Source organism: uncultured Streptococcus sp. (assembly GCF_915066115.1).
Taxonomy (GTDB): Bacteria; Bacillota; Bacilli; order Lactobacillales; family Streptococcaceae; genus Streptococcus.
The window spans coordinates 1-12,175 of the sequence record NZ_CAJZDT010000046.1 but is presented as its reverse complement, the minus strand read 5'-3'; the positions used below and the strand labels follow the sequence as shown (position 1 = coordinate 12,175).

General features: G+C 40.2%; 11 protein-coding genes, 1 tRNA gene, 2 pseudogenes and 1 riboswitch. Of the genes and pseudogenes, 9 read left to right on the top strand and 5 right to left on the bottom strand.

Annotated elements, in window-relative coordinates:
- Positions 1–1,544, top strand: a pseudogene (locus tag QZ565_RS04630) (HIT family hydrolase); the annotation flags it as partial.
- 36 nt (positions 1,545–1,580) lie between these two features.
- On the opposite strand, the gene pepT reads toward QZ565_RS04630, so the two are convergent.
- The gene (gene pepT, locus QZ565_RS04625) at positions 1,581–2,804 is read right to left on the bottom strand and encodes a peptidase T (protein ID WP_295526235.1); all 1,224 of its coding nucleotides are present in this window, start codon (positions 2,802–2,804) and stop codon (positions 1,581–1,583) included.
- 152 nt (positions 2,805–2,956) lie between these two features.
- Between pepT and hemH the strand changes: the two genes are divergently transcribed.
- The gene (gene hemH / locus QZ565_RS04620) at positions 2,957–4,051 is read left to right on the top strand and encodes a ferrochelatase (RefSeq protein WP_295526232.1); all 1,095 of its coding nucleotides are present in this window, start codon (positions 2,957–2,959) and stop codon (positions 4,049–4,051) included.
- Positions 4,052–4,092: 41 nt separating this feature from the next.
- On the opposite strand, the gene mscL is transcribed toward hemH, so the two are convergent.
- Together mscL and QZ565_RS04610 are read right to left on the bottom strand one after the other, a co-directional pair.
- Positions 4,093–4,473: a large conductance mechanosensitive channel protein MscL gene (gene mscL, locus QZ565_RS04615; RefSeq protein ID WP_000910205.1), complete on the bottom strand. Its 381-nt coding sequence runs from the start codon at positions 4,471–4,473 to the stop codon at positions 4,093–4,095.
- Between the two features lie 77 nt (positions 4,474–4,550).
- Positions 4,551–4,988: a GtrA family protein gene (locus tag QZ565_RS04610; RefSeq protein WP_295526226.1), complete on the bottom strand. Its 438-nt coding sequence runs from the start codon at positions 4,986–4,988 to the stop codon at positions 4,551–4,553.
- 28 nt (positions 4,989–5,016) lie between these two features.
- Positions 5,017–5,114, top strand: a riboswitch (PreQ1 riboswitch).
- Here QZ565_RS04610 and QZ565_RS04605 point away from each other — a divergent pair.
- The 4 genes from QZ565_RS04605 to dapA all read left to right on the top strand — a co-directional run bounded on the left by QZ565_RS04605 (position 5,112) and on the right by dapA (position 8,215).
- Positions 5,112–5,621, top strand: coding sequence for a QueT transporter family protein (locus QZ565_RS04605; RefSeq protein ID WP_295526223.1), 510 nt, complete (start codon positions 5,112–5,114; stop codon positions 5,619–5,621). Its footprint overlaps the riboswitch before it by 3 nt.
- A 99-nt stretch (positions 5,622–5,720) precedes the next feature.
- Positions 5,721–5,793 (top strand) — tRNA-Thr (locus QZ565_RS04600).
- A gap of 354 nt (positions 5,794–6,147) precedes the next feature.
- The gene (locus tag QZ565_RS04595) at positions 6,148–7,224 is read left to right on the top strand and encodes an aspartate-semialdehyde dehydrogenase (protein ID WP_295526219.1); all 1,077 of its coding nucleotides are present in this window, start codon (positions 6,148–6,150) and stop codon (positions 7,222–7,224) included.
- A 55-nt stretch (positions 7,225–7,279) separates the two neighbouring features.
- The gene (gene dapA / locus QZ565_RS04590; protein WP_033687012.1) at positions 7,280–8,215 is read left to right on the top strand and encodes a 4-hydroxy-tetrahydrodipicolinate synthase; all 936 of its coding nucleotides are present in this window, start codon (positions 7,280–7,282) and stop codon (positions 8,213–8,215) included.
- Between the two features lie 46 nt (positions 8,216–8,261).
- Here the strand turns inward: dapA and mnmE are convergent, their stop codons facing one another.
- Both mnmE and QZ565_RS04580 read right to left on the bottom strand, forming a co-directional pair.
- Complete coding sequence (gene mnmE, locus QZ565_RS04585; RefSeq protein ID WP_295526215.1) at positions 8,262–9,635, bottom strand: tRNA uridine-5-carboxymethylaminomethyl(34) synthesis GTPase MnmE; 1,374 nt, start codon at positions 9,633–9,635, stop codon at positions 8,262–8,264.
- 137 nt (positions 9,636–9,772) lie between these two features.
- A complete protein-coding gene (locus tag QZ565_RS04580) occupies positions 9,773–9,955 on the bottom strand; it encodes a 4-oxalocrotonate tautomerase (protein WP_001117401.1) in 183 nt (60 codons plus the stop codon).
- A 122-nt stretch (positions 9,956–10,077) separates the two neighbouring features.
- Between QZ565_RS04580 and QZ565_RS04575 the strand changes: the two genes are divergently transcribed.
- The 3 genes and pseudogenes from QZ565_RS04575 to QZ565_RS04565 all read left to right on the top strand — a co-directional run.
- Complete coding sequence (locus QZ565_RS04575; protein WP_000068143.1) at positions 10,078–10,668, top strand: thymidine kinase; 591 nt, start codon at positions 10,078–10,080, stop codon at positions 10,666–10,668.
- Complete coding sequence (prfA, locus tag QZ565_RS04570; RefSeq protein WP_001028807.1) at positions 10,665–11,744, top strand: peptide chain release factor 1; 1,080 nt, start codon at positions 10,665–10,667, stop codon at positions 11,742–11,744. The genes QZ565_RS04575 and prfA overlap by 4 nt, the downstream gene beginning before the upstream one ends.
- A pseudogene (locus tag QZ565_RS04565) lies at positions 11,744–12,175 on the top strand (peptide chain release factor N(5)-glutamine methyltransferase); the annotation flags it as partial. The gene prfA and the pseudogene QZ565_RS04565, both read left to right, overlap by 1 nt.

The following is a 12,175-nucleotide window of genomic DNA, read 5'->3' as shown; positions in this document are numbered from 1 at the left end:
ACCACAATCACTACATCAAGGTTCAAACTAAGGGCTATGAAGTAGCTTTGAAAAACAAAATTCCAGCTCTCCAATCCAACTATCAACCTGGAGCTTTTGATGAGAAGGCAGTTTTGGCAAAAGTAGATCAACTTTTAGCTGATAGCAGAAGCATCTACAAAGACAAGCCTATCGAACAAAGACAGATTGAGTTAGCCTTAGGTCAGTTTACTGAAAACATGAAGAAACTGGCAACTAACTCTACAGCAGGTTATCTTGCGACACTGAATCTCTTTGATAAGCAATATATCCATATTGATGAAAGTGTCAAACCTGTTGAAACAAGTGATTTAGATAAGAAATATCAGGCCTTGATTGATAAAATCAATACCCTGGATACAGACTCTTATGGCCTTCCTAAGAAAGACCTTCTCGTTCAACTTCAAGAAGCTAAGTTAGCTAAAGATGAGGCTGGTTTAGCAGCGGTTGAATCACAACTTCAAGCCTTGCAAGACTTTAATGACCGAACAGGTGTTACAACTGTAGAATACATCAAGTATTTCTACGAACACGTAAATGACGGTCGTTTGAGTGATGAACTTCGAAACAAAGTAGCTCAGTTGACTTGGACCTTGTATCAATCTCAATCCTTCCTTAAGGCAGCAGAATTGAACAAATTATTCCCAAGCATCTATCAGGCAAAACAAGAAGTGGAAGAAGCTTTGAAAGCTCAACCAACTAATGCGAAATCAAGTCAGACAGTTCTAGATACTGAAAAAGTCGATAATCAAAGTGCTAAGACAGCTATTTATGGCTTCTTGAAAGAATTGTACGGAGACTTTATGCCTGAAGAGCATGTCAATCATGTTAGCAAGGAACAAGTAGAAAGTCTCTTGAGCAAGGCAACTCAACTTTTGGAACAAATCCAAGAAGAAGGCATTAGACAATCTTTGGCAGAAGAAGTAGAAAATCTCAAAGCTGCTACAAACAAGGCTGATGCTGACTTGGATGAAGTAAATAGTCAGGTGAAAGATGTCTTGACTCGTATCGCTAGCGCCCTTCAACAAGAGAAGGAAAATGCTGAGCAAGATCCTCAGACGCTTGTTCTTTATCAAAAACTCTACGATATTCTTATGTCGCTTCATGCTTATTTAGAAAACAATAAGGGTTCTGATGCGGACTTTGATAAGGTGGATGCTCTACTAGATCAACTTTCTGCTAAGAGTAAAGATAAAGCTGCTTTACTTGAATTGACAAAAGCTATTCTGGTCTTGAATCAAGAAATCAAGTCAAAATCAAGTGCAAGTGAAGAAGCAACTCCAGCAACAAATGCTGAATCAAATGGTGATAAGACAAGTGCTGAGAACCAACCAAACGTAGCTGTAGAATCTAACAGTGAAACTGTAAGTGACGAAAACAAACAGAGCAATGCAACAGATTCTAAACCAGCTGAATCAGCTTCAGAAAAGGAAACAACAGATTCTAAACCAGGTGAATCAACTTCAGAAAAGGAAACAGCAGAATCTACAACAAGTGCTGGAAATCAAGAAAAACCAGCAGAATAAAAAGAAAGGCGAAGTAGCTGAGCTACCTCGTCTTTTTTAGTCCTTATAAGCGACGATACCAATGATGGTATCAACTGCACGTTCCATAGTCTGAAGGCTGACGTATTCAAAACGTCCATGCATGTTTTCCCCACCAGCAAAGATATTTGGAGTCGGGATTCCCATAAAGGAAATTTTAGAGCCGTCTGTTCCACCACGGATTGGTTCAATAATAGGCGTGATCCCTAAATCTTCCATAACAGCTTTGGCAATGGTGATTGGAGTCATATCTTTTTCAATGACTTCTTTCATATTGTAGTACTGGTCTGTCAAGTTTAGACTGACACGGTCACTACCAAGTTCTTGATTCATCTTATCAGCTATAGACTGCATAGCTGCTTTACGCGCTTCAAAGGCATCTTTTTCAAAATCACGAATGATGTAGCTTGCACGCGTCTCCTCAACGCTTCCAGTCACATCCATAAGATGGTAGAAGCCTTGGTAACCTGATGTAAACTCAGGACGGTCATTCTCTGGAAGTTGGTTATGAAAATCAATTGCTAACTGAAGGGCGTTGACCATTTGCCCTTTGGCGGTACCAGGGTGGACATTGCGTCCTTGGAAATGCAATTCAGCCCCAGCTGCTGAGAAAGTCTCGTACTGAAGTTCTCCGAGAGGTCCGCCATCTACAGTATAGGCAAAATCTACATCGAAATCTTCTGCATCAAATTTATTGGCACCAACACCAATTTCTTCATCTGGACCAAAACCAACACGAATCTCACAGTGTTTGATTTCAGGATGGGCAGTCAGATATTCAATAGCTGTCATAATTTCAGCAATCCCTGACTTGTCATCAGCACCTAGCAAGGTTGTTCCGTCGGTTGTGATGAGTGTTTGTCCTGTATATTTTTCAAGACTCTTGAAGTCAGCTGGATCGAGTTTGAAACCAGAATTTCCAAGTTCAATCACACCACCATCGTAGTTTTCAATTACCTGTGGATTGACTCCTTCGGCATTAAAATCAGCAGTATCCATGTGGGAAATAAAGCCAATCTTACGTGTTAAAGACGGATCGTTGGCTGGCAAGGTACCAATCGCAAAACCATTTGGAAGGTAGTAGACGTTTTGAAGTCCAACACGCTTCATTTCAGGAATCAGGACATTGGTTGCGAAATCAACCTGACTCTGTGTACTTGGAGTAGTAGTAGAGTGTTCATCAGAGCGCGTGTTGACCTTAACGTAGGTTAAGAAGCGGTCCAAGAGATTTTGATAAGTCATAAAAACTCCTTTTTAATTCATTTTTTCCATTGTATCATAGAAAGAAGAGAAAAACAAAAGACTGAAGTTAGGGAAATTCGCTATGTTGGCGTTTACTTATCAATGAATTCATGATAAAATAAACTTGATAAAAATATCACAAGGAAGCAATTATGAAAAAAGCAATTTTAATGATGACTTTCGGTTCGCCAGAAGAGATTACCTTTGAAGGTGTGGCTGATTTTTTCACAAATATTCGTCGTGGAGTGAGACCTCAAGACCACGAAATTCAAACTCTCTACGATAATTATGTACGAATTGGAGGCACGCCTCTGCAAAAAATTACTCGTGAAGAGGTTGCCTTGGTAGAAGCTAGGCTGAGGAATGAATATAGTGTTTATTTTGCTAATAAGTTTTCTAGACCCTTTATTCCAGATGTGATCGGTCAGATGGAAGCAGACGGCATTGAACAGTGTATTTGCTTGATTTTGGAGCCTCATTATTCTTTCTACTCTGTCATGGGTTATGAAAAATTTTTAGAAAGCAAACAAATTCAATTTTTGGTTATTAAGGATTGGTATCAAGAAGAAGCGCTCTTAAACTATTGGGCAGATGAAATTGCTAAGATTTTAAAAGAAGAAGTAAAGCAGGATAGTTTTAAAGTCATCTTTTCAGCTCATAGCGTCCCTATTTTTGCCTTGGATTTTGGTGACCCATATATTGACCAAATTTTTGAAAATAGCAAGCTAGTCGCTGAAAAACTAGGCTTGAATTCAGAACAATATACCAATACTTGGCAGAGTGAAAGTGATATCGGTATTCCATGGATTAAGCCAGATGTTTTAGAGTATCTCAGAGAACAGACAGAACATCCTGATCATTATATTTTTGTTCCTATCAGTTTTATCAGTGAACATATTGAAGTTTTATTTGACAACGATGTAGAATGTTATGACTTATGTCAGGAATTTGGAGTAAACTACCATCGTCCACCAATGCCAAATACAGATTCTCGCTTGATTGATGCCTTGGTCAATACCGTCAGAGCTAATGAGGACAATGAATTTAAGGAATTTCTCCCAGAAGAAGAAACCTTTGATGAGTTAGTTCCTTCAGATGAGACGAAAAATATTTTGGCTGAATCTCAAGATTTACAAATGCCAGAATTTGTAAAAAAACTAATTGAGAAAAAAGGTCGTGAAAATGTTAAGATGCCTTATCTTATCAAGAAAATGCTAGAGAAAGCTGGCAAGTTGCCGAAAGAGTAAAGAAAAAAGGATTTAGCTTTGTGCTAGATCCTTTTAATTGATTATTTTTTCTCAAGAAGAGCTTTGATTTCTTGAAGTACTTCCAACTCAGTTGGACCAGCTGGAGCTTCCTCAGCAGCTTCTTCTTTCTTAGTAAGACTTTGAGCTTTTTCAATACCTTTGATAACGAAGAAGAGAACAGTACCAATAACTAGGAAGTTGATAACAGCGCTCAAGAATTTACCATATGTAACACCATTCCAAGCAAGCTCAGCGATGTTTTGTACTTTCGCAGCTTCCAAGGCTGGGTTCAAAATAAGTGGAGTGATGATATCATTAACAAGTGATGTAACGATTGCACCAAAAGCAGTGGCAATGATCACACCGACAGCGAGGTCAACAACATTACCACGAAGTAAAAATGCTTTAAGATCTTTTAACATTTTCATAATTTCCTTTCCATAATTTCAAATTTATTATAATTCAATTACAAATAAATTGCAAGATTAATGCTTGAAATTTACCTTGTTTTCTTAAAAATATACAATTTACTTGAAAAATAATTTAACATAATAATAGCAATTTGAGCCGATAAAGTCTCAATTCCATTAACTAAGTCCAGATTATTGTTAACGAACTGTCCAATGATTTCTGGAAAACGTGTAACAAAAATAAAAGTCAAGACAAGGTCAAGACCAAAAGTGAAGAGACGTGCTAGAGTAAATTTTACTAAACGTCTTGACCAATTCTTCCTAGCTTGCTTAAATACAATCCTATCATTTGTGATAAAGGCAAAGAGGATACCGATACTATTTGCTAGTACAGTTGCAAGGAGTTCTTGATGAGTTACTTGATAAATGACTAATCGGGATAGGATAGAAACAAGAGTAGTCGCTATACCAAAAAAGAGATAAGCAAAGAGTTCATTATCCAAGAGACATCGAATACGTTTTTTCATGATTTTAGTATAGCATAAAGCAGGCTATTGTGCTATACTAGTAAGGTTGATTCAAGCAACCCTTGGTGCTTAGCTTCTTTCACCAAGCATATTACACGCGGACAACCCGCCAAAGGAGAAAAGATGAAAAAATTAACTATTCGTGATGTAGCAGATATTGCAATCGTTGCTGCTATCTATGTCGTTTTGACTGTCACACCGCCTCTAAATACCATTAGCTATGGTGCTTATCAGTTCCGTATTTCAGAAATGATGAATTTTATGGCTTTTTACAATCCCAAGTACATCATTGGAGTTACCATCGGTTGTATGATTGCTAATTTCTTTAGCTTTGGATTGCTAGATGTCTTTGTTGGTGGTGGATCAACCCTAGTATTTCTTAGTCTAGGTGTTTGGCTTTTTGCAAAATACAGCAAAGATTACCTCTTTAACGGATTGATTCGAAAAGATCATTTCTTCTTCTCAATTCTCTTTTCAATTTCAATGTTTACCATCGCTGCTGAATTGAATATCGTAGCACAATTACCATTTTTCCTTACTTGGTTCACAACAGGAATCGGTGAATTTGCCTCATTGATTATTGGAGCGATTATCATTGGAAAAATTGGTCGTCGAATCGATTTAACTAAATAGAACCAGAAAAGCTAGGTAGCTATTACCTGGCTTTTTCTTATGGAAAATTTCTAAGGAAACTTGACAAGTTTTGCTAACTATAGTATACTTTTTAGGTAAGCTGATTTAGCTCAGTTGGCAGAGCGCATCCATGGTAAGGATGAGGTCGCCGGTTCAATCCCGGCAATTAGCATGATAGAAACGAAATAACCTTGGGAAACCAAGGTTATTCTTGTACACTTGTATAAATGAAGTTAAAGCGTTTTGGCTGTTGACAAAAGTGACTCTATCTAGTAGAATAGTAGATGCGATGAGTCGATAGGTAGTCTTCGGACTACTATTGAGCATAAGGAGGTCATAACGCAGGAGCGGACCTTGATGAGTTGTGTGAACCTGCTCATCACATGAAGATGCCTCTTAGTCCCTAGTCTAGCGACTGGGGATTTTTATTTTCCAAAAAATGATGAAAAAGCTTTGCAATTCATGGAAAAAGTAGTATAATACATCTATTATAGAAATTTTTAGAAAATTCCGAAAGAGGTTATTTATGGGATATACAGTTGCTGTAGTCGGCGCGACAGGTGCTGTCGGAGCTCAGATGATAAAAATGTTGGAAGAATCAACACTTCCAATCGATAAAATTCGTTTACTTGCTTCTGCACGTTCAGCAGGCAAGACTTTGAAATTTAAAAATCAAGATATTACGATTGAAGAAACGACTGAAACAGCTTTTGAAGGAGTTGATATTGCTCTCTTTTCAGCAGGTGGTTCGACATCAGCTAAGTATGCACCATACGCAGTTCAAGCTGGAGCGGTAGTAGTAGATAATACATCTTATTTCCGTCAAAATCCAGACGTACCATTGGTTGTTCCAGAGGTCAATGCTCATGCACTTGATGCCCACAACGGGATTATTGCTTGCCCTAACTGTTCAACAATCCAAATGATGGTGGCGCTTGAGCCTGTTCGTCAAAAATGGGGCTTGGATCGTATCATCGTTTCAACTTACCAAGCAGTCTCTGGTGCTGGTATGGGTGCGATTCTTGAAACACAACGTGAACTTCGTGAAGTGTTGAATGATGGTGTGAAACCACGTGATTTGCATGCGGAAATCTTGCCTTCAGGTGGTGATAAGAAACATTATCCTATCGCTTTTAATGCTCTTCCACAAATCGATGTCTTCACTGACAATGATTACACTTACGAAGAGATGAAGATGACTAAGGAGACTAAGAAAATTATGGAAGATGACAGCATTGCAGTATCTGCAACATGTGTCCGTATTCCAGTCTTGTCAGCTCACTCTGAGTCTGTTTACATCGAAACAAAAGAAGTGGCTCCAATCGAAGAAGTAAAAGCAGCTATCGCAGCCTTCCCAGGTGCTGTTCTTGAGGATGATGTAGCTCATCAAATTTATCCTCAAGCTATCAATGCAGTGGGTTCACGTGATACCTTTGTTGGTCGTATCCGTAAAGACTTGGATGCTGAAAAAGGAATCCACATGTGGGTTGTTTCAGACAACCTGCTCAAAGGTGCTGCTTGGAACTCAGTTCAGATTGCAGAAACTCTTCACGAACGTGGATTGGTTCGTCCAACAGCTGAATTGAAATTTGAATTAAAATAGTCATATAATTTAGGAGTTCAGATGAACTCCTTCTTTGAAATAGAGAGGTGTTTTCATGTCTTATCAAGATTTAAAAGAGTGTAAAATCATCACAGCCTTTATTACTCCCTTCCACGAGGATGGTTCCATCAACTTTGACGCTATTCCAGCCTTGATTGAGCATCTGTTGACGCATCATACAGACGGAATTCTCCTTGCAGGGACGACAGCTGAGAGTCCAACTTTGACTCACGATGAGGAATTGGAGCTATTTGCAGCTGTACAGAAGGTTGTCAATGGACGCGTTCCTTTGATTGCGGGTGTGGGTACCAATGATACGCGTGACTCTATTGAGTTTGTCAAAGAAGTAGCGGAATTTGGCGGTTTTGCTGCTGGGCTTGCTATTGTACCTTACTACAACAAACCTTCGCAAGAAGGAATGTACCAGCACTTTAAAGCCATTGCAGATGCTTCTGACCTACCAATTATTATCTATAACATTCCAGGTCGTGTGGTTGTCGAATTAACTCCCGAAACCATGCTTCGCTTGGCTGACCATCCAAATATTATTGGTGTCAAAGAATGTACTAGCTTGGCTAATATGGCTTACTTGATTGAGCACAAGCCTGAAGAATTCTTGATTTATACGGGTGAGGATGGAGATGCTTTCCATGCCATGAACCTTGGTGCGGATGGGGTTATTTCTGTTGCCTCTCATACAAATGGGGATGAAATGCACGAGATGTTCACTGCCATTTCAGAAAGCGATATGAAGAAAGCCGCAGCTATTCAGCGCAAGTTCATTCCTAAGGTCAATGCCCTCTTCTCTTATCCAAGCCCTGCTCCAGTTAAGGCCGTTCTCAACTATATGGGATTTGAAGCTGGACCCACTCGTCTACCTCTTGTTCCAGCACCAGAAGAAGATGCTAAACGCATTATCAAGGTTGTCGTAGATGGCGACTACGAAGCGACTAAGGCAACTGTAACAGGGGTTTTAAGACCAGATTACTAATAAAGACAATAAAATCCATGACCGAAACAACGATCATGGATTTTTCTTATTTTCCTAAACAGAATTGGCTAAAGAGCTGGGTAATGAGTTCATCTGGAGCAGCATCTCCAGTGATTTCTCCGAGGATTTCCCAAGTACGGGTCAAGTCAACTTGAAGCAAGTCAACTGGCATACCCAGTTCCAGCCCTTGGTTAACAGCTTGTAAGCTTTCAACGGCCTTTTCAATCAAGGAAATATGACGGGCATTTGACAAGTAGGTAGCGTCTTGCTCTACCAAACCAGCGTTTTCAAAGAAGAGGTTGTTAATTCTCTCTTCAATCTTATCAATGTTTTGATTTTTAAGGACTGAAATACGGATGACATCTTCTGGAAGTTCTGAAGTTTCAATTGCGTCAGGAAGATCAGTTTTATTAAGAAGAATAATACGGTTTGTATCTTGGCTAATTTCAAGAAGTTGTCTGTCTTGAGCAGTCAGTGGTTCGCTAGCGTTTAGCACTAGTAGAACTAGGTCAGCTTCCTTGAGGGCTTTTTTTGAACGCTCAACTCCGATTTGTTCCACGATGTCATCCGTTTCACGAATACCAGCTGTGTCAATCAATTTTAGTGGAACACCGTTGATGTTGACGTATTCTTCGATGACATCTCGAGTTGTACCAGCAATATCGGTTACGATTGCCTTGTCTTCACGCAAGAGGTTGTTGAGAAGGCTTGATTTCCCAACGTTAGGGCGTCCGATGATAGCAGTTGAAATTCCTTCACGGAGGATTTTGCCACGACGGGCTGTCCTAAGGAGATTGGTTAGTAATTGTTCAAACTCCATTGTCTTCTCACGGACAACAGCAGTAGTCGCTTCTTCAACATCGTCATACTCAGGATAGTCAATATTCACCTCGACTTGGGCAAGTGTATTGAGGATTTCTTGACGGGTATTATTGATAAGATCAGAAAGGGAACCATCTAATTGTTTGACCGCAATGTTCATGGCCTTGTCTGTCTTGGCGCGGATGATATCCATGACCGCCTCGGCCTGTGTCAAATCTACACGACCGTTTAGAAAGGCACGTTTAGTAAATTCACCAGGTTCAGCCAATCGAGCTCCTTCACGGATAGCTAGTTGGAGAATCTCATTGGTAACCGCAATCCCACCGTGGGTGTTAATCTCGATAATATCTTCACGAGTGAAGGTTTTTGGAGACTTCATAGCCCCAACCATAACCTCGTCCATGACTTTTCCTGTCTGAGGGTCAACGATGTAACCGTAGTTAAGTGTATGGCTAGCAACCTGACTCAAGTCTTTTCCTTTAAAAATCTTTTGCGCAATAGCAAAACTGTCTGTTCCGCTCAGGCGGACAATACCAATAGCCCCTTCACCTAATGGAGTAGAGATAGCAGCGATGGTATCAAATTCTCGTGTAATCATAATGTTTCCTTTAATTAATAGCTCTTTTCTTGGAAATTTTTCCAAGTCTCTTTTCAAATTGTAACAAATTTGAACTATTTCGTCAATGGATGCTACTTGGAGATTGAAAAAGCCTAAGCAATTCTGCTTAAGCTAGCTTATTTGGTGCGCATTTCCCCTTGTGGGAAGTAAGTTCCTTCTGGCATGTCGTTGATGATGACATGGACAGCAGATTGAGGTGCTCCAGTGTTACGGACAACAGCTTCCGTTACTTCCTTAGCAAGAGCCTTCTTTTGCTCGAGCGTGCGTCCTTCAAATAAATCGATGCGTACAAATGGCATAATAGCTTCCTCCACTAGTTTTTGATTTCTTCTATTTTACCACATTTTGCCGTTTAAAGCTTCAGAAAATTATGATATACTAGAATGTAGCAAAAATTTAGAAATGGACGTGAAATAATAGCATGGCACAGTTGTATTATCGTTATGGGACCATGAACTCTGGTAAGACGATTGAGATTCTCAAAGTGGCCTATAACTATGAGGAGCAAGGAAAAGGTGTTGTGATTATGACCTCGGCTCTGGATACGCGTGACGGTGTTGGCTATGTGTCGAGTCGGATTGGTATGAAACGCCCTGCTCTTGCGATTGAGGAAACGACGGATATCTTCGGCTATATCCGAGACCTACCAGAAAAACCTTACTGTGTGTTGGTTGATGAAGCCCAGTTTCTCAAACGTCATCATGTTTATGACCTAGCTCGTGTTGTCGATGAGTTAGACATACCTGTCATGGCTTTTGGCTTGAAAAATGACTTTCGCAATGAACTGTTCGAAGGTTCCAAGTATCTCTTGCTCTTAGCAGACAAGATTGACGAAATCAAGACCATCTGTCAGTATTGTAAGAAAAAGGCGACTATGGTTTTGCGAACACAGGATGGACTGCCCGTTTACGATGGTGAGCAGATTCAAATTGGTGGTAATGAAACCTATATCTCGGTTTGCCGTAAACATTATTTTGCCCCTGAAATCAATAAGGAGAATGAAGAAAAATGAACATCTATGATCAACTACAAGCTGTAGAAGACCGTTATGAAGAATTAGGAGAGTTGCTCAGTGACCCTGATGTCGTTTCAGACACCAAGCGTTTCATGGAGCTTTCAAAAGAAGAGGCTTCAAGCCGTGATACAGTGACGGCTTATCGAGAATACAAACAAGTCCTTCAAAACATCGTTGACGCTGAAGAGATGATTAAGGAATCAGGTGGAGATGCTGACTTGGAAGAAATGGCCAAGCAAGAGCTCAAAGATGCCAAGGCTGAAAAAGAAGAATACGAAGAAAAACTGAAAATCTTGCTCCTTCCTAAAGATCCAAACGATGACAAGAATATCATCCTTGAAATCCGTGGCGCTGCTGGTGGAGACGAAGCAGCACTTTTCGCTGGAGATTTGCTAACCATGTACCAAAAGTATGCTGAAGCTCAAGGATGGCGCTTTGAAGTTATGGAAGCTTCTATGAACGGTGTCGGTGGTTTCAAAGAAGTAGTTGCTATGGTTTCGGGTCAATCTGTTTACTCTAAACTCAAGTACGAATCAGGTGCCCACCGTGTGCAACGTGTCCCTGTGACAGAAAGCCAAGGTCGCGTACATACTTCGACAGCGACAGTTCTTGTTATGCCTGAAGTGGAAGAGGTTGAATACGATATTGATCCAAAAGACCTTCGTGTCGACATCTATCACGCATCTGGTGCTGGTGGACAGAACGTCAATAAGGTTGCGACTGCCGTTCGTATCGTTCACTTGCCAACCAACATCAAGGTTGAGATGCAGGAAGAACGTACCCAGCAGAAGAACCGTGAGAAAGCCATGAAAATCATCCGTGCGCGTGTTGCTGACCACTTTGCTCAGATTGCACAAGACGAACAAGACGCTGAGCGTAAGTCAACGATTGGTACTGGTGACCGTTCAGAACGGATTCGTACTTATAACTTCCCACAAAACCGTGTCACAGACCACCGTATCGGCTTAACTCTCCAAAAACTAGATACCATTTTATCTGGTAAATTGGACGAAGTTGTGGATGCCTTGGTTCTTTATGACCAAACACAAAAATTAGAAGAATTAAACAAATAATGAAATTAGCTCAATTATTTTCAGATTTTGAAGAAGAATTGATAAGACAAGGAGAGGAAGCAGAAAGCCTCTCTTTTGTCTATCGTAGCCTGAAAAATCTATCTTTTACGGACTTTGTCTTTGCCCTCCAGCAGGAAGTGACAAAAGAGGAAGAATTATTTGTAGAAGAGATTTACCAGCAGTTAGCAGCTCATAAACCGGCACAGTACATCATTGGACAGGCAGATTTTTATGGAATGCAGTTAAAAGTTGATGAGCGAGTATTAATCCCTCGTCCAGAGACAGAGGAGTTGGTGGAGCTTATCCTGGGTGAAAATCCTGAGACGAATCTTTCAGTTCTGGATATTGGAACAGGTAGTGGAGCTATTGCTCTCTCCTTAGCAAAAAACAGACCAGCTTGGTCGGTGACAGCAGCAGATATTTCCCAAAAT